At 52.7% G+C, this 22,950-nt stretch carries 25 protein-coding genes; 13 read left to right on the top strand and 12 right to left on the bottom strand.

From position 1 onward, the window contains the following. The coding region (locus URZ40_RS06250; RefSeq protein WP_320720055.1) for a phospholipase D-like domain-containing protein at positions 1 to 1,150 on the top strand (1,150 nt) is incomplete at its 5' end. A gap of 166 nt (positions 1,151 to 1,316) precedes the next feature. Here the strand turns inward: URZ40_RS06250 and URZ40_RS06255 are convergent. Beyond that, positions 1,317 to 1,616 (bottom strand): helix-turn-helix transcriptional regulator, encoded by a 300-nt coding sequence (locus tag URZ40_RS06255; protein WP_042928503.1) that lies wholly within the window; start codon positions 1,614 to 1,616, stop codon positions 1,317 to 1,319. A 171-nt stretch (positions 1,617 to 1,787) separates the two neighbouring features. Between URZ40_RS06255 and URZ40_RS06260 the strand changes: the two genes are divergently transcribed. The 5 genes from URZ40_RS06260 (at position 1,788) to URZ40_RS06280 (ending at position 5,072) form a co-directional block, all read left to right on the top strand. Beyond that, positions 1,788 to 2,063, top strand: coding sequence for a helix-turn-helix transcriptional regulator (locus URZ40_RS06260; RefSeq protein WP_182033585.1), 276 nt, complete (start codon positions 1,788 to 1,790; stop codon positions 2,061 to 2,063). A 112-nt stretch (positions 2,064 to 2,175) separates the two neighbouring features. Next, positions 2,176 to 2,697 carry a PTS glucitol/sorbitol transporter subunit IIC gene (locus URZ40_RS06265; protein ID WP_182033583.1) on the top strand — a complete coding sequence of 174 codons (522 nt, stop codon included), beginning with the start codon at positions 2,176 to 2,178 and terminating at the stop codon, positions 2,695 to 2,697. Continuing rightward, positions 2,694 to 3,068, top strand: a complete 375-nt coding sequence (locus tag URZ40_RS06270) for a PTS glucitol/sorbitol transporter subunit IIA (RefSeq protein ID WP_182033581.1) — start codon at positions 2,694 to 2,696, stop codon at positions 3,066 to 3,068. The genes URZ40_RS06265 and URZ40_RS06270 overlap by 4 nt, the downstream gene beginning before the upstream one ends. Continuing rightward, the gene (locus URZ40_RS06275) at positions 3,065 to 4,045 is read left to right on the top strand and encodes a PTS glucitol/sorbitol transporter subunit IIB (RefSeq protein WP_320720059.1); all 981 of its coding nucleotides are present in this window, start codon (positions 3,065 to 3,067) and stop codon (positions 4,043 to 4,045) included. Before URZ40_RS06270 ends, URZ40_RS06275 begins: the two co-directional genes overlap by 4 nt. Positions 4,046 to 4,055: 10 nt before the next feature. Then, complete coding sequence (locus URZ40_RS06280) at positions 4,056 to 5,072, top strand: Gfo/Idh/MocA family protein (protein WP_182033577.1); 1,017 nt, start codon at positions 4,056 to 4,058, stop codon at positions 5,070 to 5,072. A gap of 79 nt (positions 5,073 to 5,151) precedes the next feature. Here URZ40_RS06280 and URZ40_RS06285 read toward each other — a convergent pair whose 3' ends face one another. The 6 genes from URZ40_RS06285 to URZ40_RS06310 all read right to left on the bottom strand — a co-directional run bounded on the left by URZ40_RS06285 (position 5,152) and on the right by URZ40_RS06310 (position 11,974). Further along, positions 5,152 to 6,192, bottom strand: a complete 1,041-nt coding sequence (locus URZ40_RS06285) for a ParB/Srx family N-terminal domain-containing protein (RefSeq protein ID WP_320720060.1) — start codon at positions 6,190 to 6,192, stop codon at positions 5,152 to 5,154. Between the two features lie 58 nt (positions 6,193 to 6,250). Next, the gene (locus URZ40_RS06290; protein ID WP_320720062.1) at positions 6,251 to 7,204 is read right to left on the bottom strand and encodes a fimbrial protein; all 954 of its coding nucleotides are present in this window, start codon (positions 7,202 to 7,204) and stop codon (positions 6,251 to 6,253) included. Then, the gene (locus tag URZ40_RS06295; RefSeq protein ID WP_320720064.1) at positions 7,201 to 9,708 is read right to left on the bottom strand and encodes a fimbria/pilus outer membrane usher protein; all 2,508 of its coding nucleotides are present in this window, start codon (positions 9,706 to 9,708) and stop codon (positions 7,201 to 7,203) included. The genes URZ40_RS06290 and URZ40_RS06295 overlap by 4 nt, the downstream gene beginning before the upstream one ends. Positions 9,709 to 9,718: 10 nt before the next feature. After that, complete coding sequence (locus URZ40_RS06300; RefSeq protein ID WP_025713661.1) at positions 9,719 to 10,399, bottom strand: molecular chaperone; 681 nt, start codon at positions 10,397 to 10,399, stop codon at positions 9,719 to 9,721. Positions 10,400 to 10,502: 103 nt separating this feature from the next. Continuing rightward, a complete protein-coding gene (locus tag URZ40_RS06305; RefSeq protein ID WP_320720068.1) occupies positions 10,503 to 11,015 on the bottom strand; it encodes a fimbrial protein in 513 nt (170 codons plus the stop codon). Between the two features lie 368 nt (positions 11,016 to 11,383). Beyond that, positions 11,384 to 11,974 carry a tyrosine-type DNA invertase gene (locus URZ40_RS06310; protein ID WP_032718898.1) on the bottom strand — a complete coding sequence of 197 codons (591 nt, stop codon included), beginning with the start codon at positions 11,972 to 11,974 and terminating at the stop codon, positions 11,384 to 11,386. A gap of 213 nt (positions 11,975 to 12,187) precedes the next feature. Here URZ40_RS06310 and URZ40_RS06315 point away from each other — a divergent pair, with 213 nt between their 5' ends. Genes URZ40_RS06315 through URZ40_RS06325 form a run of 3 tightly spaced genes read left to right on the top strand, consistent with a single transcriptional unit; the run spans position 12,188 to position 15,992 of the window. Next, entirely contained in the window at positions 12,188 to 13,120 is a 933-nt protein-coding gene (locus tag URZ40_RS06315) for a TIGR03756 family integrating conjugative element protein (RefSeq protein ID WP_320720070.1), read from the top strand. An 11-nt stretch (positions 13,121 to 13,131) separates the two neighbouring features. Continuing rightward, positions 13,132 to 14,493 (top strand): integrating conjugative element protein, encoded by a 1,362-nt coding sequence (locus URZ40_RS06320; RefSeq protein WP_320720071.1) that lies wholly within the window; start codon positions 13,132 to 13,134, stop codon positions 14,491 to 14,493. Continuing rightward, on the top strand, positions 14,490 to 15,992 hold the full coding sequence (locus tag URZ40_RS06325; RefSeq protein WP_320720072.1) for a conjugal transfer protein TraG N-terminal domain-containing protein: 1,503 nt from the start codon (positions 14,490 to 14,492) through the stop codon (positions 15,990 to 15,992). Before URZ40_RS06320 ends, URZ40_RS06325 begins: the two co-directional genes overlap by 4 nt. An 88-nt stretch (positions 15,993 to 16,080) precedes the next feature. Here the strand turns inward: URZ40_RS06325 and URZ40_RS06330 are convergent, their stop codons facing one another. After that, positions 16,081 to 16,743: a hypothetical protein gene (locus URZ40_RS06330; protein ID WP_058668493.1), complete on the bottom strand. Its 663-nt coding sequence runs from the start codon at positions 16,741 to 16,743 to the stop codon at positions 16,081 to 16,083. Between the two features lie 325 nt (positions 16,744 to 17,068). Between URZ40_RS06330 and URZ40_RS06335 the strand changes: the two genes are divergently transcribed. From URZ40_RS06335 to URZ40_RS06345, 3 genes are all read left to right on the top strand, one after another. After that, positions 17,069 to 17,359 carry a hypothetical protein gene (locus URZ40_RS06335; RefSeq protein WP_001561267.1) on the top strand — a complete coding sequence of 97 codons (291 nt, stop codon included), beginning with the start codon at positions 17,069 to 17,071 and terminating at the stop codon, positions 17,357 to 17,359. Positions 17,360 to 17,423: 64 nt separating this feature from the next. Beyond that, positions 17,424 to 18,329, top strand: a complete 906-nt coding sequence (locus tag URZ40_RS06340) for an ArdC family protein (RefSeq protein WP_060815958.1) — start codon at positions 17,424 to 17,426, stop codon at positions 18,327 to 18,329. A gap of 65 nt (positions 18,330 to 18,394) precedes the next feature. Continuing rightward, positions 18,395 to 18,766: a hypothetical protein gene (locus tag URZ40_RS06345; protein ID WP_009652327.1), complete on the top strand. Its 372-nt coding sequence runs from the start codon at positions 18,395 to 18,397 to the stop codon at positions 18,764 to 18,766. A 58-nt stretch (positions 18,767 to 18,824) separates the two neighbouring features. Here URZ40_RS06345 and URZ40_RS06350 read toward each other — a convergent pair whose 3' ends face one another. Together URZ40_RS06350 and URZ40_RS06355 are read right to left on the bottom strand one after the other, a co-directional pair. Next, entirely contained in the window at positions 18,825 to 19,160 is a 336-nt protein-coding gene (locus URZ40_RS06350) for a hypothetical protein (RefSeq protein WP_320720074.1), read from the bottom strand. Continuing rightward, a complete protein-coding gene (locus URZ40_RS06355) occupies positions 19,093 to 19,908 on the bottom strand; it encodes a hypothetical protein (protein WP_320720075.1) in 816 nt (271 codons plus the stop codon). The genes URZ40_RS06350 and URZ40_RS06355 overlap by 68 nt, the downstream gene beginning before the upstream one ends. Before the next feature lie 135 nt (positions 19,909 to 20,043). On the opposite strand from URZ40_RS06355, the gene mobH reads away from it, so the two are divergent. After that, positions 20,044 to 21,633 (top strand): MobH family relaxase, encoded by a 1,590-nt coding sequence (gene mobH, locus URZ40_RS06360; protein ID WP_320720076.1) that lies wholly within the window; start codon positions 20,044 to 20,046, stop codon positions 21,631 to 21,633. A gap of 55 nt (positions 21,634 to 21,688) precedes the next feature. On the opposite strand, the gene URZ40_RS06365 is transcribed toward mobH, so the two are convergent. Both URZ40_RS06365 and URZ40_RS06370 read right to left on the bottom strand, forming a co-directional pair. Then, positions 21,689 to 22,342 carry an HNH endonuclease gene (locus tag URZ40_RS06365; protein ID WP_058668489.1) on the bottom strand — a complete coding sequence of 218 codons (654 nt, stop codon included), beginning with the start codon at positions 22,340 to 22,342 and terminating at the stop codon, positions 21,689 to 21,691. 111 nt (positions 22,343 to 22,453) lie between these two features. Further along, positions 22,454 to 22,720 (bottom strand): hypothetical protein, encoded by a 267-nt coding sequence (locus URZ40_RS06370; protein ID WP_182033552.1) that lies wholly within the window; start codon positions 22,718 to 22,720, stop codon positions 22,454 to 22,456. Positions 22,721 to 22,950: the final 230 nt, after the last annotated feature.

Below are 22,950 nucleotides of genomic sequence, written 5' to 3' on the forward strand. Positions count from 1 at the left end.
TGTAATTGACAGTCTGCTAGAAAAAGGATGCCATATTAGAATCATTGTAAGATTGGGTTTTCCTACATCGCCATTTGCTTTAGAAAAATTACTTTCACATAAAAATGTTGAAGCAAGGTTCTTTACCAACAATTCATTCCATCCCAAACTTTATATTTTTGGAGATAGATTATTATTAGTTGGCTCTGCCAATTTAACTAATGCCGCTCTCCTGACAAATCAAGAAGTAATGGTTAGTTTGAATTCAGAGGACCACAGATTCGAAGAATTAACCAGTCTATTCTCTAACTATTGGGAGTCTGCTAATGTACTAAGCAAAGAAGCAATAAAAGATTACAAAAATATTTACAATAAATATTCAAAACTATCATCTCAAATAATAAATCTTGACAACGAAGTTTTGGATAAAATAGGAGATATAAATTACTCAAATATAAATAGAGGGAAAAAACACACCTCACAGAGCTCTATATTTTTGGAGTCTTATCGAAAATCATATCAAACATCAGTCTATGCTTTTGAATGTATAGAAGAGATATACTCATCTTTTCAAAGAAAAGTTCCTGAAGAACAGATTCCGTTACGCCTTGAAATTGATTCATTTTTCAGTTTTGTACGTGATTACTATGCAACTCAAGAAACTTGGTTAGCCCAGCCACTCGGGTGGACTGATATGCAAAAATCTCATCTGCGTACACTAGTAAATGAATGGTTATCAACACCATGGGAGCATTTTGAAGAAAGAATTGTCCCTATAAATTACCCTCTCATTTACAATGTATTTAAATCACCAGACTCAATTGAGCAAAGCAATGCCGGAGAAATAGTTGATGCATTATGTGTTCTTCACTCTTTTCATGATCGCTTAAGATTTTACAAAGGAGGACTGGACACATTAATAGAAGAATTCTCAACAAGCAATGACATCAGTCAAATAAAAAAGACCATCACTTATTTATTATATGGAAAAGGAGACATTATCAAAAGAATGTCTGATTGTATCTATAACGATGAATTTAAACTTAATGCCTTTGGACAATCAAATGTTCAAGAGCTGATTGGATGGATAAATAAAGAAAATCTACCCGTTATTAACGGCCGAACAACCAAGGTGCTTCGATATTTTGGCTTTGATGTACGACAGTTATAATTGCCTAACAAACATGCCTGCCCTTGTAACATTATAAAATGAGGGCAGTCTCTTCAATATTTATTAATATACTAAATATTACGTCTTCACATCTAAAAAACACACCTTACCAAATAAAATCATCATATAACGTTTATCTGAATAGACTGAGAGTAATGTTAGCTCGTTACTTTGTAATGTTGTTTTTAGCATAAGCAATCACATCTGTACGCTTTTGTTCTGATGTTGACCACAAGATTAACATCAATTCAGCCAAATCATCTTCAACCGTATAGAAATAGCAAGCTGGTACGTTCAATACCTCAGCAAACTTGCAAGCCAAGGAGAAATCAGGCGCATGCGTCCCCCGCTCATACTGATTCATCCTTGGACTGGCAGTAGCTTCGTCAATTCCTGCAAGTATACCTAAACGTTCCTGCGATAAACCCGCCCTAATCCGCGCTTCTTTTAGACGATGCGTCAACATGAGATCCCCCTTCCATTTCCAGTAAACAGGGGAATTCTCAGTGTTGCTTTGACAAATATTACTAAGTTATCCTTAGTATTGATGTTTTAGATCACCTTTTAAAAACACATTACACCAAACCTAAGGTTATCAAATTTTTTATATAAATAACAATTAGTTGAGGTAAACGAAATGGCTAAAAAAGACTGGCACCCAGCCGACATCGTCGCCGCCTTACACAAGCGCGGTACCAGTCTGGCGAAACTATCGCGGGAAGCGGGACTGGCCTCGTCAACGCTGTCGAATACCCTGACGCGCCCGTGGCCGAAAGGCGAGTGGCTGATTGCCATCGCGCTCGACATGCATCCATCAGAAATCTGGCCCGGTCGTTACCTCAATTCCAGTAACAAACGTGAACCCCGAAAACCGCTTTACCCCATGACAACAACCGACAACTCCGGGACATAACGACCCGCGCTGTGAGTGGCAGGACGCATTAACCAACGACACCTGACAGGAGAGTTGTTTATGCACACCGAACCACAACCCAACACCATCACGCTGATAACAGGAGGCCGCCATGTTTCTGGTCTCCCTGGCTGAAGGCTTTATCCACCTGTTCCAGGCCGCAGGCAAAATCTTCCTCGACATGATGACCGGGCTAATCCCGATGCTTATCTGTCTGCTGCTGGCCATCAACTTCCTGATGAAACTGGTCGGCACCGTGCGGATGGAGAAAGTTGCCGTCCTGCTCGGCCGCTCGCGCATTCTCACCTACGGCGTGCTGCCGGTACTCGGCTGGTTCTTTATGAGCAGCCCGGGCGCGCTGACGCTCGGTAAGCTCTTACCTGAGAAGAGTAAACCCGGCTATGAAGATGCGCTCGGCACCACTGCCCATCCCCTCACCAGCCTGTTTCCCCATGTGGTGCCGTCGGAGCTGTTCGTCTGGCTCGGCGTGGCCGCCGGGGTTAAGGCGCTCGGCCTGCCCGTCACATCGCTGGCGCTGCGCTATATCGCTGCCGCCATGCTGATTGGTTTAATCCGCGGGATTATCACCGAGTACCTGTTCCTGCGGCTCAGCAGGCGGGGGAATGCGCCATGATGATTTACTGCGCGCGTATCGTCGCCATTGGGTTGTTCGTCGCCGACGGCCTGACCGACAAAATGCTCATCACCTTCGACAGCAACGGGCCGAAGGACTGCCTCGATTACTCCCTGTCGCTGGAGCCGTCGTTCCGGGAAGAGAGCCTGATGATACTGCCCGGCGACAGCCTGATGCTGGCGGGGCACGACTATCTGGTGACTGCCGTTGGCAAGGGGGCTCAGCAGGCGCTGTTTGAACTCGGACATCTGACACTGGTGTTTAACGGTGACCTGAATCCCTGCCACGTCGGTGCGGTTCATCTCTCCGGCCCGGTGCCGAACCTGCGTGACCTGCACGGCAATCTGGTGATTGAGGAGGGACGGCCATGAACACGGTACTGATTCCGCCCGGTCCCGGCGGCTACGGTAAAGGGCTGTGGCTGCCCGTGGGCAGTGGTAAAAAGGTGCTGTCGCTGACCGGGCGGGAAATCCATCCTGTTGCGATAGAAATTGGCGCACTCACCGAATCGGAAGTGGTGAACGGCTTCGCCGATATCCCGCCTGATAACGACATCCTGTGCGTGGTGATTAACTGCGCCGGGTCCCTGCGCTGCGGCCTGTACCCGCAGAAGGGCATCCCGACCATCAACGTGCTCCCCACCTGGCGCGCCGGGCCGCTGGCGCAATTTATTACCGAAGAGAACTACGTTTCCGGCGTCACCCCGGAGCAACTGGTTCTGGTGGATACCGCCGAAGCCCCGGACAGTGAACCGGAATCCGTGCCTGTCGCTGCACCACGGGTTATCAGCACGCCACCGCCTCCACGTGGCGCGGAAAAACTGGTGCGCATGGTCGAGCAGACCGGCACCGCCGTCGGTCACGTTATCGCCCTGCTGTTCGCTGCCAGCCGTGAGGCGGTGGATGTGTCGCTGCGCAACGTCATCCCGTTTATGGCCTTTGTCTCGCTGCTGATTGCGCTGGTGCAGGAAACCGCACTCGGCAGCCTGATTGCCCACTCCCTGACGCCGCTGGCGAACTCACTGTGGGGACTGGTGCTGCTGTCGCTCATCTGCGGCATTCCGTTTCTCTCCCCGGTGCTCGGGCCGGGGGCAGCCATCTCACAGGTCATCGGCGTAATGATTGGCACCCAGATTGGCACGGGCGCGATATCCCCGGCCTTCGCCCTGCCCGCGCTGTTCGCCATCAACGTGCAGGTCGGCTGCGACTTCGTGCCGGTAGGTCTTTCCATGCAGGAGGCAAAACCCGAGACCATCGCGAAGGGCGTCCCTGCCTTTCTGCTCTCACGCCAGTTAACCGGGCCGCTTGCGGTAATAGTCGGCTGGCTGTTTTCCCTGGGCTTATTCTGAGGACATCATCATGAACAAAATCAGAGCCGCCGTGGTCGGCGCGGGTATCTACGGCAAACACCACATGAACGCGTACCGCCACAACCCGGACACGGTACTGGTCGCCATCTGCGACACCGACACAGAACGCTGCGACGACCTCGCCATGGCCTACGGCGTGATGGGCTATACCCGGCTGGATGTCCTGTTACAGGAGGAAGCCATCGACGTGGTTTCGGTGGCGACACCTGACCCGTACCACACCGAATCCATCCTCACCGCCCTGCGCCACGGCAAACATGTGCTGGCGGAAAAACCGCTCGCCACCTCAGTACGCGAGTGTGAGCTTATCGTGGAGATGGCGCGGCAGCGGGACCTGCTGGTCGGCGTCGATTTCCACAAACGCTGGGACCCTGCGGTGATGCGCATTAAGGCTGAACTGGAAAAGCCGGAAGCCGGGCGCATCCTGCGCGGTCATATCAGTATGGACGATGTTATCAGCGTGCCGACGGAGTGGCTGAACTGGGCGGGCGCAAGCTCCCCGGTGTGGTTTCTCGGCTCACACTGTTTTGACCTGGTGCGGCACCTTTCCGGACAGGAGGTGGTGTCGGTGTATGCCGTCGGGCAGAAACGGCTGATGACCGAATGCGGCCTCGATACTTTTGACAGCGTGCAGAGCCTGCTGACGATGGCCGACGGCAGTTCGTGGGTGGTGGAAAACTCGTGGGTGCTGCCGGAAGGCTTTCCGAAGGACAACGACGGGCGTATCGATATTCTCTGCGAGGCAACGTATATCCGCAGCACTTCACAGCATCGCGGGCTGGAAATCACCACGCCGGGCATGACGCTCACGCCCAACAGCTATTTCATCAACTACCGCAACGGTGTCGCCAGCGGTTTTGGTATCGACCCCATCAATGATTTTGTGCGGGCAGTCAGGAACAAGTCACCGTACCCGGTCACTGCAATGAGCGGACTGGCGGTAAGCCGTATTTGTGAGGCGGTACACCAGAGTCTCGAGAGTCAAAAACCAGTGTCATTAAAATAGTCGCCAGCAGGGATGCTGGTATCCGCAAGCCCGTTTACTCTGTATTCCCTAAAGAATGCCGCCATTTGTTATCCTTAATTCAACATTCATCGTTAGCACCATGAAGTATCCTGTCCCGATAGTCTTCCAGCTGATGCCGCTGCAGATAGCTTTCTACCTCCAGTGCCCAACGCGTTCCTTCGCCAAGCGTCGCGCGGCTATGGGTTGAGGCATAAAGATAGCGTGTATCATAAAGATTAATCAGCGTCTGATTTACACCATCGATTTTGCACTTAGGATTTTTGAGCTGCTGTTCTAAAGCCCGGACAATACGGGCCCGATGGTCTTGATCGGTAGCAAAATCCCGTTCCTGCAATTCGCTGAGCACCAGAAATGAAGGAGGGATCTCGTCAGCAATCGCTGCCTGTAAACGATAATGACCATCAAGAATAACAAATGATCCCAGCCCTGCTATATACCAGACAAGTACTGGAGGCAGCGCACCCTCCCGGCATTTTTTACGCCACCATTTCAACCTTCCGGCATCAGGTTGTATCGGATAACGCCCAAGTAGCAGGCTACCTCCCCACCACCAGTCCACGAATCTGACTTTGTTAGGATTGACCAAATCAGGAAAATCTTCGCCGTAGAGCGTCCAGCTACAGCCGATATTCCCGCTGCTTTCTGGGGCATCAAAACGCCAGCTATTTACAGGAACACGCTGTCCGGATAATTTCGGTAATGAATATTTGGCCTCCATCGGCCTTATCAGCCATCGGCGAGGAGACAGAAGAGGCACTGGCGCATTCATTAATTGCCGGGAAAAATAGCGACACCATTCACCTGTCCAGGCCCGTTTGCCTTTGCTTTTAATCCCCTCAATATCTTCAGATGTGACAGCCGGTAATAATGTCTGGCAAGCAGAATGATCGGCATTAAACACCAACCAGACACCGGAATGATCTTTCAACATTGATGCCCAGAATAATGTCTTACCGGAGACCTGTAGCGCCATTCGCCCATACCGACCACTTAGCATTTCCATTGCCACATCGGTCCTCTGGCTGCTCTTGAGTGTCAGCTCCAGACCCTGCCAGTTATTATTGCGATCAAAAAGATCTTTCCACCAATATTGGGTCATTATCATCTTCCCTGATAAACAGAGGGTTAGTCTAAAACCTTTAAAATTGTTCAGGTAGCTATTTATACGTCAACGTAAACGTTGCCGTGGCGTTCGCCTTCCCGGCCGTGATGCTCTGCGTAGTTTGATAATAGCGCGCCTGAAGCTGAACATATTCGTTACCCCCTGATGGCGAGGTGTAGTAATACCGCTCCTGACCGAACTGTACCGGGCTGTCTTCATAGCGATACCAGACCTGAACGCCGACACCGCTGGCATTAACGGGATCGCTGTCAAGTTTAATGACGCCGGGTACGCCTGCGTCGCTATCTGCCGTGGCGTCAATACGCACATTAATCCGCGCGCCCTGAACACAACTCAGATTGATATTGAATGTCTGCCAGGCCGTTCCGGTACCCGGACCGCTGAACTCACTTTTGTCATGATCCCCCAGCGGGACATTAACCGGGTTAGTGGTAACGGAGCAGGATTCAGAGGTAATGGTATTTGTGCCATTCAGGGTGACATTGGCAAAATAAAACTGGTTTGCCACCGAGGCCCGCGCCAGCATACCGGTATCCAGGGTTCCGCCCGTAATATCGCCCGTTTTGATTAATTCAGCTTTAATACCATCAGCACCGATGTAAATATAAACATTCGCGCCCGCGCTCTGGTCATAGGGAAGCACTTTACCGGAAGAGCTGTTCGTCAGCCGGATACCAACCCCTGGAACATTAGTGTTATAGATATTCCCCCCCAGCGTGCTCAGCGTTCCCCATTTACTCAGCTCCCAGCGGTAGGTCCATGCTTCACTGCACCCCGCAATGTTATTGCCGCCGTTATACGCCCCCGTGGTGGCCGTGGCGATAACACTACCCACCGCAGAATCCCGCTGCACTGCCACATTGCCAAAGCTGAGATAACCAGAGATCTCCGATGTCACGCCATTAGCAAACTGGCATGAGGCCTGTGCGCCAAAAGCAACCAGCCATAATGCCAGCAATAGGCAGCCTGATTTTAATAATCCTTTCATTCCCGGCACTCCTGTTCAGTTTCCGTTACCGGCGCGTTTGCGGCACTCTCCGGTAGCCGATAATGCACCACGCACTGCTGTTTTCCGTTCCAGTTCACCGTGATATCACCTTCATCCGGGACGCCCGTCAGGTATACCTGTCCGTCATCGCCAACGATGCCGCTGCCGCCTTCCTTCATTTTCGCCTGAGCGCCGAACGGCACCGGCAACCCACGGTAAAGCAGCGTCATCAGTACGCGCCGTCCGACGCGGGTGTTGAAGTCCGCCATCACCACTGCTCCCTGCGTTGGCGTCACCGTCTGCACGGCGGTGTCGATATCGACTCCATTACCGAGCGTGCTGGTGTCCAGTGCGATGCGGTTTTTCCGGTAAGCGTTGACGTACGGCACGACCGCATAGCCGCGCCAGTCGGTATAGACCCCGGTGTTGTTCTGCACCTTCGCGTCGTCCGCGCCGGGCGCTTTCACGATGGCAAGTGAGTCACCGAGCGGCTGGGAAAGCGTGATGCCATGCGGATGGACGACAATCCCCCCTTTCAGGCCATAGTTCACCTGCTGCATATCGTCGTCATAGTTGTAGCCGCCGGTGATTTCCCCCTGCCCGCTTTTGTAGTCGGCGTTGATATTGCCGGAGCCGCCGGTACCGTGGTTGGTGTAGCTCTGCTGCAGGCTGTAGCTAAGGTTGTTATCGGCAAGCGCCGTCCCATTGAGGCCCACCTGCTGACTGGTGTCACCGTGCTTCGCAGTGTTGACGCTGTAGCTGGCCCACGCGTTCGGCATAAAGCGGCTGAGAGGAACCTGGATGCTGAACGCCAGCTGCTGGTCGGCAGGTTGGGTGCTGTCCGGATAATCACTGTAGCTGTAGGAAACGCTGTAGCTGATACCGTTGATATTGCCGTTCCAGCCGGTACTGAGGGTGCGCTCGTAACCGTCCTCATGCCAGTAATCCTGCTGGTAGCCGGAAACAAAGAACGAACCGTAGCTGCCGATACTCTGGGTGAGATCGAGCTGGAGTTTCTGCCGCTTGTTGTACGTCAGCCGCCAGCCGTCGTCGCTGTCTGAGCGTAAATCGTTCGCCTCCTGGAAGGTGTAGAAACCCTCCGTGGAATAGCGGTACGCCGCAAGCGTGAAGCTGGTATCGGTGGCCTGAAAATCTTTTGAGTACTGCACCCGGTACGACTGACCGTCGTGAGTTTCATCGTTATTCAGCGTGGTGTGGGCGGCGGTTATGTCAGCGGAAACCGAACCCAGCTCGCCGAGACCAACCCCCAGTCCTGCCGCCCCGGACTGATAGTCCTCCGAGTACAACGTGCCGCCATAAATCGTGATGGCATGTGGCAGGCCGTAAATCGCTGTTATCTGGCCGAACTCCGGCTCATCGCTGTCGCTGTTGCCGCTGCGGTATTTCCCGGCGGTGAGGGCATATTTCAGACGGCCTTCACGCTGCATAATCGGTACCGCCGAGAACGGCTGGATGAAGGTTCGCTCGCTGCCGTCGGCCTCTTTTATCGTGACCTCCAGATCGCCGCTGCCCGATGTCGGGTAGAGATCGCTGATGGCGAAGGCCCCCGGTGCGACGTAGCTCTGATAGATGGTGTAGCCGTTCTGCTTAATGGTGACCTGGGCGTTCGACTGTGCAATACCGCGGATGATCGGGGCAAACCCGCGCAGGCTGTCCGGCAGCATATTGTCATCCGACGCCAGTTGCGCGCCGCGAAACTGCACACTGTCGAAGATGTCCGACGGGGTATAGCTGTCGCCGAGCGTCAGTTGCCCCTGCAGGCGCTGGATATCCCGCTGAAGATACGTGTTCACTGAATCCCAGTGGCTGCCGTTATCCTCGTCGTAATTCCAGGTGGAATAGTAGCGCAGCCGCCACGCGCCGAGGTTCAGCCCGCTTTGCAGGTTAGCGTAGTAGTTATCATCGGAGCCATTTTCTCCGTCGCGCCAGGTATTGCTGCCGCTGAGGTTATAGTTCAGCAGTGCGGCAGGTACGCCCTCGTCCCATTCGGACGGATCCACCCAGCCGCGCGCGGTGGCGCTCATCGCCGCCTGCGGGATACTGAGATTCAGTTGCAGTTTACTGAAACGCAGTTCGCTGGAAGCCATCGGGATATAGCGGCCAATATCCTCCAGCGGTTTGTCCGCAGGCAGTGCGGCAAGCGCAGGAAACGCGGCGGTATTCACGCCCCAGTCTTTCAGCATCGCAGGGGTTAACTGCGCGCTGAGTTTTTTATCCGGCCCGGCAACAAAGGCAATGTCCTGCGCTTCGCCCTGCTGCTCGCCGTTCACATACACCGTCACCCGGTAAGTACCCGGTAGCTGGCCATCGGCTTCGGCAAAGGCAGATAAGTCCACAACTGGCTGGCCCGGACTGTCCAGCTCCAGCGCGTGGGTATTGAAGGTCTCGCGGGCTTCCGCATGACGCAGATAACCCAATAGCAGCACCATAATCAGCAACAGCGCCAGCAGGAAGATCATCAGTCGGGAATTCGGGTTATTCATATTCCCTCCTTCAGAGCTTACGGCTTTCGGTCTGACTGACGCCGCCGTAATCACTGATCGACTGCCAGCTCACCATGGACGCCGTGGCCGATGGCAGCGTGAAGCTGACGCTGCCTTTCGGCGGCACCATATCGGCCTCTTTGATCTCCTGCCCGTCCACCTTTAAGGTGAACAAAGTGACGTAGTAAGACGTGGGATTGCTGACCGTAAGACGATTGCCGCTACGGGAGACCGACAGGTGGTGGTAAGCCGTCTCCGGCTGTCCTTCCAGCCCCGCCGGGCGGTAAAAGAGTTTCAGGCGGGATTTCACCACCACCTGCAGAACGTTGTTATGCGGCACGCTGTCGTCGGTGGCGGGAATGGACTTCACGTTCAGCCAGAACACCGATTCCCGGTCTTCAGGCAGGCTCCCTCCAGTGCGCACAATGCGCAGGATGTTCTCTTCGCCTGGATTAATGCGAAACAACGGCGGCGTGACGATAAACGGTGTTTTGCTGCCTTTCACGCCACTGTCCACCCAGCTCTGCACCAGCCAGACGCCGGATCTGTCGGGGTTGCGTATAGAAGCGGAGGTCTCTTTTTTGTCGCCGTTATAAATGATCCGTGTCCCGCCAATGACAATCCCGGCCTGTGCCTGCACGGTAAATACGGCCAGCAATAGCGCCAGCAAAATGTCTGCATACCTGTTCATCTTGTTATCTCCGGACGAAAAATACGCATCCCTGCGAAACGCTCCCTGTTATGCGGCGGCGCATGGGTAGGAGGAGGAGAATGCGCCCCGCGACGGCACAGCGTTATTTGTAAATGATGGTGAACTCAGAGGTACCGTTTGCTGTACCGGTGGTGACCGCCGGGCCTGTGGAGACATAGCGGGCGACAAAGTCGAGCGCGTTTGCGCCTTCTGCGAGGGTGTAGTCGGATGAAGCGGAGTGCAGCGGGATGGCCGTGCCGTTTTTATCTGCGATCTGGATCCCGACCCCGGTGGCGATGCCCGTGCCACTGTCCAGCGCCAGCAGACTCTGGTCGTTGTTATCGGATGTCCCGTCAAATTTCACATTTGCACCAGTGACCGTTTCCGGGCACTCGCTCACGTTGATGGTAAATTGCGTTGGCGCCGCTCTCATCCCCTTCGCCCCGTTAAGGGCGGTCTGGGCAACATTGCCGAGGTTCACCGGTAGATTCTGGGAGCCAGTGTCGATCTTGCAGGTCTGGTCAGTAATGCTACCGATGAAATGGATGGTACCGTCGGCAGCCATGGCATTAGCCGCCGCCAGCATAAAACACGCGCTTAACATCGTTTTTTTCATGTGTTTCTCCTTGATGAAAGAACATTCGGGACTCGGCCCCGCATCACTCTGGCGGTGAAAAAATCTGCATTAGACTTTCCCGTTAGTGCCAGAGTGGTGAGTTCAGGAGAAAATGATGTGGAAGAAGAGAATGAGAAATAAAATGCCATCGGCAGAGGGGCTGAGCTTGCGGAATGGCATAAAACAGTAAGGCGGTGAGCAAATGAAAACTGGCAACGTGGACGACTCACGCACGTTGCCAGCAGGGTACCAAAGGTGTGTTAAGCTGCATTAGATCAGAATAATTATTTAAAAACAGAGAGATAATCCGTTATCAAAAGGGGTCTCAGAAAAATTTTGACACTTTGCTAAATTTTTCTGATACTACTTTACATTCTGGCACTAATTGTGTGGTTTTCTCTCATATTCCCCCAGACATTCATAAATCTCTGCGTATTTGTCGCCGTATAAATCACCGTATGCCGGATGTTCCGGTGCCCCAGATAATCCTGTATCAGACGCGTATCACGCCCCAGGTCCGCCAGCGCGTAGCCGCATCCGTGCCTCAGCATATGGGGATATGCGGAAATACTGACACCGCCCAGTTCGCCGTAACGTCTGAGCAATAACCTGACCTGGTGACGCGACAGCGGGCCTCCTTTCTGCGACAGAAAAAGCCAGTCGCTGTCTGCCTCCCGCCAGCGGCGGCGCACCTTCAGCCAGCGCATCAACGCGGGCAATTCGGCATCAAACAGCGGATGCTGCGTTGAGAGACTGTTTTTAAGCCGTCGGACATAGACCGAACGCCCGACCAAATCGATATCCGACAGGCGCATCCCACACAGTTCACTGACCCGCAGACCGTGTAAAAAACACATCTGAATCAGGCAGTAATCCCGCTCAAAATGGATCCCTCTGTCCGCTGCAAGCAGTATCTGTCCCACTTCATGGCGGGTCAGATGTTTTCGTTTTACTGGCATAAGTCTTGCTCCTTAAACACAATAAAAAATGAAGAAAAAAACAGGCCGGAACCACTTTCGTAGCCCGGCCTGAACCACAGAATAGCACCAGAAAGCCCAACAAAGGTTGATGCCAGACTCAACAATTTTCACGGGCGGGCTCCAGTTTTCAGCAGTGATCTTATGGGCATTGCGCTACACCCGGCAGAAGAAAACTCTGTTGCTGGAGGCGTTATGCCAGACCGCTTTTCTCTTCTGTTGCCCCTGATGCTGTGCGCCGCTTTCCCGCTCAGAGCCATTACCACGCCGGAAATCGCCGCTTCCGCCCTATCGCCGGACTGCGTGAACTATCGGGTGGTCGGCCTGTGCTACTGGCTCTATTGCACGCCGCTCGGTTGCTCGGTACGCACGTCGGTGAAGGTCAGTCATTTCCGCCCGGATCTGGTGGTGTCGGCTTACAGCAACACCGGGCAAAATCCGTGGGCGGAGATGACGTTACTCAGCCCACCGTTGCCCGGCATTGCCGAAGGCGGCGGCGACACCAATCCGCGCTCGGCCAGCCAACACAGCAAGATCCGCTTTAAAAATGCCGATGCCATTGGCTTCCCGGCAGGGGATGAACTGGCGACGTTTTTCACCCAGTTTGGCTATATCTGCTCGCCTTCATCGCAGCCTTTTCAACCGTACTTTTTAAGTCAACTCGATACGCTGGCGTGGCGCAGCGGTGTGCCGGAAATGACATACCCGGAGGCGCTGACGCCAGGCATGCGGGAAGTCGGTCAGAACGGCGATATATGGGGCAATGTCTACCCGCACGCCGGAGCCATCAGCCAGACGCACGACTATAAAGCCGCTGCCGTTATCGCCCAGCGTGTGGCCGACCTGGTGACACGTACCGGACAACCGCATATCTACACGCCGCTGACGGCTTCATCCCGCGCCGGATACTGGCCGCCCTCCCCGGTTATCGAAGGCGACAGCGATAACCATCGCTGGCAAATGCTCTCGCCGAAAAAATCCGCCGCCTGTTCGGTGTTCCCGGATGGCAGCGCCACCGACACCTACGCCGACAAGCTGGCGCAGGATGGTGCGTACACCTGGACGCTGTGGCGGCCTTACAAATGCTGTCCGCGCCGGGGGCAAACCTTCCTCGGCAGTACGGGTTAACGGAGGCGGTGATGAGAGCCCTTTGCCTGGTCTTATTGTTTTTCTCCTGGGTTTGCGTGGCGGCAGACGCCTACAGTTTCCGCACGCGAGGCGCGGTTGACGACCTGCTTTACTACCAGATTGGCGGCGGCGAGGCGGTAATGCCGCCACCCGTGCGCCGCAGCCCCTCGCCGCTCAGCGTGGGGATTGGCTGGAACGCCGATATGATGTGCGGCAATTTCGATATCGACACCACGGTGCGCAACCAGCTAAATGGCATCACCAATGGCTTCCAGCAACTGATGGGCAACGTTATCCAGAGCGCCACCGGGGCGGTTGCCAGCCTGCCCGCGATGATTATCCAGCGCGCCAATCCGCAGCTTTATGATTTGTTGACCAACGGCGTATTACAGGGACGGCTGGATTTTGATAAATCGCTGCTGAACTGCCAGAAAATGGCGGAGAAGATGACCGATTTAGCGACAGATTCCGCCTGGTTCTCCGGAGCCAAAGCGGAGAATTACCAGTCCCTCGCCGCCAGCGATAATGACGCCATTCGCACCGACCAGAAAGCGGCAAAAGAGGCCGCCGAAAAGGGTAAACGCTGGGTGGGTGGCGAAAAGCGCGGCGGCAAAGGCCAGCCGCCGATTAAGGTAGTCCATGACGCCACCGCCGCAGGCTGGAATATTCTCAACCAGCAGCCCGCCACCAGCACCACGTCTCTTACCGTCTCCGAATGCGACGGGGAACTTTGTAACACCTGGACATCCCCTGAAGAAGCCGCCGGATGGATGACCCGTGTTGTCGGCGAGCAGACCATCAGCGTGGCGCAGGCCACCGACGATCCGGATGCGCGTTCCGGCGCTCAGGCTGGGATCGGCCTGCATCCGCTGATCGATGAAGAAAAGGCGAAGATCCTGCCCCTTCTGACCGATCTGGTTAATGGCAGCCAGAAACCCGGTTTCGACAATCTGGCGAAAGCCTCCGGCGGATCCATGCAGCTTACCCGCGGCGTGGTCGAGGCGCTAGGCGACGACCCGGACGTTGCCGTCCTCACTGAACGACTGGCGGGAGAACTGGCGTTGGCCCGCATCACCGAACAGGCGCTGCTAGCCCGGCGCACGCTGCTCGCGGGCATGCGCGAGCCGAATATCGCCAACGTCAAAGAAGCGCAGGACAGCTTAGGCAAAACCACCGCCCAACTGGATAAAGAGCTGAGCCAGCTTAAGCTGGAACTCGATTTCCGCCAGGCGCTGACGCGCAATACCGCCAGCCAGATCCTACAACGCAAACAGCAGCGCGATCAGCTTCAGGGACAGGCGGTGGAGGTGCCGGACGATAGCGACCGCCGCTTACATCAATTGAATAACCCGCAGCCGGACAGCCCGCGATGACCGCCAACAGCTATTTCGAGTATGTGCTCACCCTGCTCAGCTGGCTGGTGAACAACGGCGTGTGGCACACGCTGACCGCCACCGGGCTGTTCGCCCTGCCCCTGCTGGCAAAACTGATTGCCCTGTGGCTGAAAGCGCGCGGCCAGGGGACGGACGAAGGCAACGTCGCCCGCCTGCTGGTCGTCTGGGTGGAGCACTCACTCTACAGCGCCCTGCTGGTGATCCTCTTTACGGGTGTGCCGTTCCTCAATGTCGATATCAATGCACTCACCTACGACAGCCAGCGCACAAAACAGTGCGGCTGGTCGGTGGTACAGCCCGGCGATTCCGGATATGCGCCACTGATCAATGAACTCAGCGGCCAGAGCGCCTCGGTGCCAGTGTGGTGGTACTTCACCCACGCACTGGGCAAGGGCATCACCAGCGCCGCCGTCGCGGTATTGCCCTGCAAGCCGGACCTGCGCCAGTTGCGCTTTGAAGTGCAGCACACCCGGATTGCCGATCCGGCGATGGCGCAGGAGTTACAGGATTTCGTTAACGACTGTTATGGCCCGTCGCGCGCACGACTCAAGCGGCTGGGCAGTGATATCAGCGAGGAACAGAGCCGGGAGGTGGACTGGGTGGGATCGTCTTTTTACCTCTCCACGCCGGGCTATTACGACCACGATCATTCCCGCTCACCCCGTGTCGCCTGGCCTTATGACGCCAGCCGCGATGATGGCCTGAGTGATACAGGTGGCGGAGGCTATCCAGCGTGTAAGGAGTGGTGGTCCGATGGCGATGCGGGGCTGAAAAACCGCCTACTGAAGCAGGTCGATACCACGCTCTGGCAGCAACTGCAAAAACTGGGGCAGTCGAAAGAGGAATATGAAAAAGCGGTACTGCGCTCGCTGGTGAGCCCGCGCAATATGCAGGTATCGCAGGGCGGGCTGGTGTACAACGGGTTTGGTGGGAGTGCGGGGAATAATCTCAGCCAGACGCAGTTGCTGAGTCGTGTGGGCGGGATCATTGGCGCGGGGCTTTCGAGCTACGCCCTGTTTCCGGCTTTTGATAACGTCCGACAGGCACTGCCGATGGTGCAGGCTTTCCTCGAAATGGCGCTGGTGATTTGTATTCCGGTGATCCTGCTGTTCTCGGCATGGGATCTTAAAACGGTCATCACGCTAAGCTTTGTGCAGTTCGCCCTGTTCTTCCTCACCTTCTGGTGGGAACTGGCACGCTGGCTGGATAACTGGCTGATGCAGATGATGTACGACAGCGACACCCACTCGTACTTCAACCTCTGGGGCCTGCAAAACACCTCCGACGATCTGATTGTGAATATTATTATGGGCGTGATGTTCCTAGTGTTACCCGCATTCTGGCTGGGCGCGCTGACGTGGGCAGGCGTCAGGATCGGCACAGCAGTCGCTGGGGTGATGGGCAGCGCTGTCGGTGATATCCGCAGCGCTGGCGAACAGGTCGGGAAAATGATCGTCAGTAAAACGCGTTTACCGTAGATAATATTCTTGAGAAGGTTTTAAATCTGAATAATCATCTAATAACAATAACTGGCAAAAAGTATTAGAAAATGGCTTCAATCTATCCTTACATATTTTTAAACGGTTTAAATAAAAAAGGTCGAATCAAACTATCCCATTTATGCCTGAACCAACCATATGCTGAAGGAAAGGAAAAATAGTCATCAAACGAAATATCCTTTGTAGCAGCACAGGCTTCATTGAGTGTATTTTTATTTTTGGTTATAACAATTCTAGCACCAGCTAACGTTCTGAATGGCTCTCTATATTCTTCTGTTGTTGTCGATCTACTAATAGCCTCTGCTGCATTCTGGAGAATTTTTGAAACATGTTCAGTAAACTCAATAACAGATTTTTCGAGTTTCATATGTTTTTGGGAAGGTTTGATGTTAATCCCCCTTCGAACAACTCTTTCATAGGAATTAAAAAACGAAAGTTTGATCTTATTCGAATTATCCATAAGACGCAGCAACTCACACACAAATTCATTTTTATTTTTATAACTAATAACTGATTCAGCTCTAACTAACCCTCTGACCATCTCTGTTTCTAGTAACATTACTCTCATTGGTAATGATGTCATTTCGTCAAGAAAATCATTTGCCGCCTGATGCGCTCGCTCAATATTTTTGGCATGCCAAAGCCTCTGAGCAAAATAAATAGCTAGGACTGGTACCACTGCATTTATTAAAGATATGACTTTGTCAAAGTAACTTACACTTTCACTCATGATGCTCCCCTATAATCGAGCACAATATTAGTCTCATCAAAAATAAAATTCAGTAAACATTTGCAATATTCAATATCACTAGATTTTTAGCCATTAATTCAGAAAGTTACATCTACTTGGTGCACCGTAAACTCTTCAGCCCAAGTAAAGATTTTCCCCTCCCTTTTATCATCCGCGCAGAAAACACTACCGCCAGCCATGCAGTAAGTTCGCCATGTATCCGGAAGGTGCGAACGGCGCAAATGCGCAGGATACCCGTACCATTCCATCCCGCAGGGAAATGCCCTGCGAAGGGTGTCCCCTGCTCATTTACAGGAGAAACACCATGTCGCTTTTCGATAAAAAACCATCGTTAATGCCGGTGGTTATCGCCCCTGATGTCTGGCAATCCGCTGTGGAATTTCCCGCCGACCCGCAGCAGGTGGAAGAACGGCTGGGCAATCTGTTGCTCGTCGTACTGCTGACCCTGCGCACCGCCGGGACGTCCCGCAAGAAAGTCACCTTTACGATCTACTGCCAGCCGCCGCAGGGCGATATGAAAGTCCCTGTCGCATTACCGCTGTCGCTCAACTATCACGGCCACTATGTGCAGGTCTCGATGGCTGAACAGGCATAACCTCTCCCCGCCGGAGTCGCTTCCGGACGGAGGTGGTTCCGGCTTCTTCCATGAGGATCGCACAATGGACAGAAGCAACGATATCTACCAGAAAGTCACCGACCAGATTATTGCTGAGCTGGAAAACGGCAATGTGCCGTGGATCCGCCCGTGGCGTGATGGCGAGCCGCCGTTCCCGATCAATGCGTTATCCGGTCGTCCGTATCACGGCATCAATATACCGCTGCTGTGGAACAGCGCCGACAAGCAGAGTTTCGCCAGCGACCGCTGGCTGACGTTCCATCAGGTCAGCGCGCTCGGCGGGCAGGTGCGCCGGGGGGAGAAATCCTCTCTGGCGGTGTTGTATCTGCCGCGCACACAGGAAGAGACCGATGCACTCGGCCAGCCGTTGCTGGATAAAGACGGTGAGCCAAAGGTGCGGCATTTCGGGATTATTCGTGAATTTCGGCTGTTTAACCTGTCGCAGTGTGACGGCCTGCCGCAGTCGCTGTCCGAGCCGTTTACCCGACCCGCAGAGCCTGTGGAGATGGCCGAAACCATTGCGAAGAATAGCGGCGTGACGCTGCGCCATCGCCGCCAGTCGAAAGCGTATTACAAACCCGCGACCGACCTGGTGATGATGCCGCACCCGCAGCAGTTTGAAAGCAGCGAGGCGTACTACGCCACGCTACTGCATGAACTGACGCACGCCACCGGTCACGCTTCACGCCTCAACCGCCCCGGTATTGCCGGAGCAGAACGCACCGAAGCACTCTACGCCGCTGAAGAGTTAGTGGCGGAGATGGGTAGCGCCTTCCTTTGCGCCCATTGCGGCATGCAGGGCAGGCTCCAGCACGCCAGCTATATCGGCTACTGGCTGGATATCCTGCGCCAGGACAAGCGGGCAGTGATCCGCGCCAGCGGTATGGCGCGCCACGCCAGTGAATGGCTGCTCAACGCTGTACCACAACCCTGTCAGCTTAGCGCCTGACAGCCCACCCGCACGGGGAGTCTTCCCCGTCGGGGAGTTGCTCCCCTTTTTCTGAGGAGCAATGTATGGGACTCGATCTCTTCTTTTTCGAACGGGCAAAAAACGCGCCCGATGAAAGCCAGTACGCCAGAGTGGGTTATTTCCGCAAGGTGAACCCGCTACTTAAATGGGTGGATAAACACGTTGGGCTGGTGCGCAACCAGGTACTGTTAGAAGTCACAAAAGCACATTTGCAGGCGCTTCTGAGCGACCTGCAGAGCCTGACGCCGGATAACTGCGGTGCGGTTTATCCCACGATTGACGGCTTTTTCTATGGATATACCGATTATGGAGAACACTACTGGAAAGACGTTCGCGCCGTCACCCACTGGGTGAAGGAAACCCTAGAGACGTTTGATTTTGAGCGAGACAGGCTGATGTTTTATGCCTGGTGGTAAGTAAATATAAGGCCCTGTAACGGGCCTTATATTTAATAATATTGACAACCATTTTTATTTAGTAATCAACTCGATCTACCAATGGCTTTCCTCGCCGTTCACCCAAATATATCGAACCATATTGTTCCCAGCTGTCAAAGTTAGTTGCGATATCTTCCTGTAAAGAGTCTTTGATAAGCTCAACGCTATGAAGAAGAATATTAATATTTTCTTTATCAATTTCGCATTTATCTTTAAAGTATTTGACTAAATTTTCTAATCTATCAGTTGGATCAGGATGAGTCTTGATGATAGAAAATGATGGTGAAATTTGCTCCCTGACGCTTTTAAGAATATCTATGTAGGCGAAGAAAAAAAATAGCAGCAGTAACAATACGATGAACAGCAGGCTCACTTAAATCCTGACGATTTATCGCATCAACATCTGCATCCAATTCTTGTTGCTGTCCATGTGTAAAATACTTAGGAGTTTTCCCATCAATATCTTCAATTGCATGATGCATCACATCATCAATTAAATTAGCATTATCCATATGCCCTAAAAAATAATGTGAATACTCATGAGCTATAAGAAATAACATTTGATCATCAATGTAACGAGATAATTCCTGTTCAATTTCTTCTGGAACTTCACCTCTGGGGTCTATGTCAAAATCTAGAGACTCTGATTTGAGCATTATTCTTAACGCAATTTTAAGTGCGCAGAACCTTACGTTGTCTGGAATTTCAACATCAGCATTAAAATTAACAAAGGCCAAATTCATAAAATACAAAAAATATTTTAAAGATTCCGATAAAGTGATAATATTACCGTATGGCGTATTTATTATTCTCCCATTGGGATCGTTACAGAAAACCAAACCTGAAGCTATACTATCAACATACTCTTTATCTTTATCAGAAAGATTATTCAGATATTTTTCGAAAACATCATACTTAAAACTGCTTTCGAAAGACCAATCATCTTTACCTGCTCTCATCCTTGCAAGAAAAACCCTATGAATCCGTATGTGTTCAATTGTTGCATTAGCTCGTAATTTTAAAAGGTAATCGTTTTCATTTTTGACATCAAATATACGTTCAATTTCATCTTTAGAACATAGAGACATATAAAAGCCTCTTTCATAAGTATCTAGCTTCATACATCCTCCATAAAAATTGTTATCATCATTATTTTCTATTTTTAGTTATAAAGATTCTAGTTTTTCTTCGAAAAAAAATGGTGAAGATAAAGGAAGGGCTACAAGGGCAAAGGGGCCTGCCCGGAAAGGGGAATTATGCTGAAGTGGTTACGAAGATCACCCCAGAACCAGCTACCTGCGCCAGATGCTACGCTGCCGGAGGGCTGGTTTGCGCCACTATCCGCAGAGCGATTGTTGGCAACACCGTTACGCCAGTCCTGTTTGCAGCAGTTATGGCAACTGACCCCGCTGCCGGATACCCTGTTTGATAGCTGGATCCTCACGGCGATTCATCGCTTCGCCACGTTGGTACAACTGCTGCCCGCCTCACAAAGTCATCACCATTCCACTCCCGGTGGGCTACTGGATCATTCGCTGGAGGTTGCCTGCAACGCCATCCGACTGCGCCAGGGTTACCTGTTGCCACCAGAAGCGGGTGCGGAAGAACAGGCCCGACAGGCCAGCGCATGGACAGTCGCAGTGGTCTGCGCGGCATTGCTGCACGATACGGGAAAAATCGCCGTGGATATGGAGATTCATCAACGTGATGGCACCCGCTGGCATCCGTGGCAGGGTAAACTGACACAGCCTTATCGCTGGCAGTACGAGAGCCACGGTCGCGACTATCATCTGCATCCGGCAGCTGGCGCAATGCTGATTAATCAGTTGATACCCTCGCCATTACTGGACTGGCTGGCCGGATACCCGGCGGCTTTTGCGTCCCTGATTTATCAGCTCACCGGACACTACGAAAGGGCTGGCTCGATGGTGGAACTGGTACAGCAGGCCGATAAAGCCTCTGTCGCCCGATACCTCGGCGGCGATATCAAAACCGCGCTGGCGCAAAAGCCCTCTTCCTTCCCCCAGCAACTTCTTACCGCCTTACGCTCACTGGTACAGAACGAGTACCGGCTCAATAATCCCGAATGCGGATCAGATGGCTGGTTGACGGAGGATGCGCTGTGGCTTATCAGCAAAACCACCGCCGACCGGGTTCGCGCCTGGCTGCTCCAGCATGGCGTAGCCAGCGTACCGGAAAATAACAACCGCCTGTTTGACGAACTGCTGGCACATCAGCTTATCGTTGCCAATGAGGATAAAGCGATCTGGCGCTGCATTATCCGATCGGATAAGGGCTGGTCGCCCGTTGAACCGCTGACGCTGCTGCGCCTGACGCCGTCTGCAATATGGGAACCAGGCGAACAACGTCCCGCCTGTTTTGCCGGTGATGTGACGCCGGTAAGCGAAGCTGAACCCGTTCCTGAACTTAGCGCTCCCGCTCAACCGCTGCCGGAGATAGCAGACGACCCGAGGCTTGGTGACAATAACAATTTCCTGCAGTGGCTGAAGAACCACACCAACCCTTCAGGCACGGTGAATACCCGGAACGGCAAGGTACATGTGGTGGAAAACCATCTTTTCTTGATTTCGCCGGGGATCTTTAAGACATACGCAGCAGAAACTACAGGCGATAGCGGCGACGGCTGGAAACTGGCACAGCGAATGTTTCAGGAGTCAGGGCTTGCCCTGCGCTGTAATGATGACAGTTTTATCTGGTCCTGCGAGGTTCGGGTTCCACAAAAGAAAAGTAGTCAGTTGAAAGGTTTTCTGATGGAAGATCCGAAGCAGGTGTTGGGGGAGAAAGTGCCGGTGAATAATCCGTGGCTGAAGTTGCTGCGCGAATAGCAATTTATATCAAAATACTCTCTTCCACCGAGCTACAGCGAATGGGCTTTAATACCTAAAGAGCCGCATGATATTCAATAATTGATTTCAATTCTTCAGGCGAAAAAGGCGGATTACGCCGATGCAACATGGCGTGGCAATTAGGGCAGACGGGAATAAGATCTTTTTTGGGATCCAGAGAGTAATTCTCTTTGATGTCTGATAGCGGAATCAGGTGATGTATATGGATAAAACCTTTTGCTATCTCACCATACACCTTCATCATATCAATACCACATACTCTGCACAGACAACCATGCCAGGCTAATGCGGCCTGGCGGGCCTTACGGTCGCGTTCATAGCGGTTAACCGTTACCTGCGTAGCTGCACCTTCATTAAATACGCTCTGCGGCGGCAGTTCATCAGGAAAAATACTGATGGCAGGCTGCTCGTTACCCAAATTTTTCTCAACGATCTGAAACCCTTGATCGGTAAGCAACTTGACGCATTTCGACTTGATACCACCACTAAAATCTTCAGGGGAAAACTCAACGCCTGTCATATTTGAAGCAGCAATACCGACTATAGCTTTCGGTGGATAACTGCGCCCTTCAAAGACCACATCATACAGCCTGGACTCGCTGAACTGGTGGTGTACACCTTCATCATAGGCGCGCATAGCCGCAATAATGCATTCCCTGGAAAGCTGGTCTGGCAGTTTCTTCTTCATTTACAACTCATCATCCCTGAAACGACATATGCTAACTCTTTATTTTATAGCATATTAATTTATCCGGTAATAAACAGCACTATTCAATTTCACGTTACCGGCATAGGGGCATTAGTGCAGCGGCAACGTAACGTAGCGGCAGAGAAATCGCGCCTCATGCTGATTGTCCAGCCGTACCTGAAAGATATCGTGTATATCCTGCGCGGATGCATCCTCACGCCACGCCAGCAGACCCCGTTGGTTCATGCGGATAATAATCTGATCGGGCGTTTCGCCCTGATTCAATGCTTCGACTACCTGTTGCAGAGGAAGCGGTAGCGTCTGAGCAGGCCACATCACTTCAACGCTCACGAGCTGGCGGTGTGTCCGGGGTAACATCGGTAGTTTCCTCCATAGCTATAATTTCGCGGTTAATCAGCCATGAAATAGGGACGTTTTTCACATTTGCAAGTTTTGCCGAGAGCCCCATTTAAAGGTCGATACGTCTCTGGTAGTGAAGTCTCTTCTCAGACAAATCCCGACAGTCTGCACCAAGCGCCTGAGGATATGTCGATAAAACGCATTTTTTTAAACATATAGCCAAAACATGTTTATGCCATCGACACGTT

This window comes from Enterobacter sp. 296B2 (assembly GCF_034106185.1).
Lineage (GTDB): Bacteria > Pseudomonadota > Gammaproteobacteria > Enterobacterales > Enterobacteriaceae > Enterobacter > Enterobacter cloacae_N.

Bases quoted from the DNA above. Each gene is read 5' to 3' on its own strand.
- URZ40_RS06335 (WP_001561267.1), top strand. From the start codon at position 17,069: ATGTCGCTTTTCGATAAAAAACCATCGTTAATGCCGGTGGTTATCGCC.
- URZ40_RS06295 (WP_320720064.1), bottom strand. From the start codon at position 9,708: ATGAATAACCCGAATTCCCGACTGATGATCTTCCTGCTGGCGCTGTTG.
- URZ40_RS06280 (WP_182033577.1), top strand. From the start codon at position 4,056: ATGAACAAAATCAGAGCCGCCGTGGTCGGCGCGGGTATCTACGGCAAA.
- URZ40_RS06275 (WP_320720059.1), top strand. From the start codon at position 3,065: ATGAACACGGTACTGATTCCGCCCGGTCCCGGCGGCTACGGTAAAGGG.
- URZ40_RS06340 (WP_060815958.1), top strand. From the start codon at position 17,424: ATGGACAGAAGCAACGATATCTACCAGAAAGTCACCGACCAGATTATT.
- URZ40_RS06265 (WP_182033583.1), top strand. From the start codon at position 2,176: ATGTTTCTGGTCTCCCTGGCTGAAGGCTTTATCCACCTGTTCCAGGCC.
- URZ40_RS06270 (WP_182033581.1), top strand. From the start codon at position 2,694: ATGATGATTTACTGCGCGCGTATCGTCGCCATTGGGTTGTTCGTCGCC.
- URZ40_RS06310 (WP_032718898.1), bottom strand. From the start codon at position 11,974: ATGCCAGTAAAACGAAAACATCTGACCCGCCATGAAGTGGGACAGATA.
- URZ40_RS06320 (WP_320720071.1), top strand. From the start codon at position 13,132: ATGAGAGCCCTTTGCCTGGTCTTATTGTTTTTCTCCTGGGTTTGCGTG.
- URZ40_RS06325 (WP_320720072.1), top strand. From the start codon at position 14,490: ATGACCGCCAACAGCTATTTCGAGTATGTGCTCACCCTGCTCAGCTGG.
- URZ40_RS06370 (WP_182033552.1), bottom strand. From the start codon at position 22,720: ATGTTACCCCGGACACACCGCCAGCTCGTGAGCGTTGAAGTGATGTGG.
- URZ40_RS06330 (WP_058668493.1), bottom strand. From the start codon at position 16,743: ATGAGTGAAAGTGTAAGTTACTTTGACAAAGTCATATCTTTAATAAAT.
- mobH (WP_320720076.1), top strand. From the start codon at position 20,044: ATGCTGAAGTGGTTACGAAGATCACCCCAGAACCAGCTACCTGCGCCA.
- URZ40_RS06345 (WP_009652327.1), top strand. From the start codon at position 18,395: ATGGGACTCGATCTCTTCTTTTTCGAACGGGCAAAAAACGCGCCCGAT.
- URZ40_RS06355 (WP_320720075.1), bottom strand. From the start codon at position 19,908: ATGAAGCTAGATACTTATGAAAGAGGCTTTTATATGTCTCTATGTTCT.
- URZ40_RS06285 (WP_320720060.1), bottom strand. From the start codon at position 6,192: ATGACCCAATATTGGTGGAAAGATCTTTTTGATCGCAATAATAACTGG.
- URZ40_RS06300 (WP_025713661.1), bottom strand. From the start codon at position 10,399: ATGAACAGGTATGCAGACATTTTGCTGGCGCTATTGCTGGCCGTATTT.
- URZ40_RS06260 (WP_182033585.1), top strand. From the start codon at position 1,788: ATGGCTAAAAAAGACTGGCACCCAGCCGACATCGTCGCCGCCTTACAC.
- URZ40_RS06255 (WP_042928503.1), bottom strand. From the start codon at position 1,616: ATGTTGACGCATCGTCTAAAAGAAGCGCGGATTAGGGCGGGTTTATCG.
- URZ40_RS06365 (WP_058668489.1), bottom strand. From the start codon at position 22,342: ATGAAGAAGAAACTGCCAGACCAGCTTTCCAGGGAATGCATTATTGCG.
- URZ40_RS06290 (WP_320720062.1), bottom strand. From the start codon at position 7,204: ATGAAAGGATTATTAAAATCAGGCTGCCTATTGCTGGCATTATGGCTG.
- URZ40_RS06315 (WP_320720070.1), top strand. From the start codon at position 12,188: ATGCCAGACCGCTTTTCTCTTCTGTTGCCCCTGATGCTGTGCGCCGCT.
- URZ40_RS06305 (WP_320720068.1), bottom strand. From the start codon at position 11,015: ATGAAAAAAACGATGTTAAGCGCGTGTTTTATGCTGGCGGCGGCTAAT.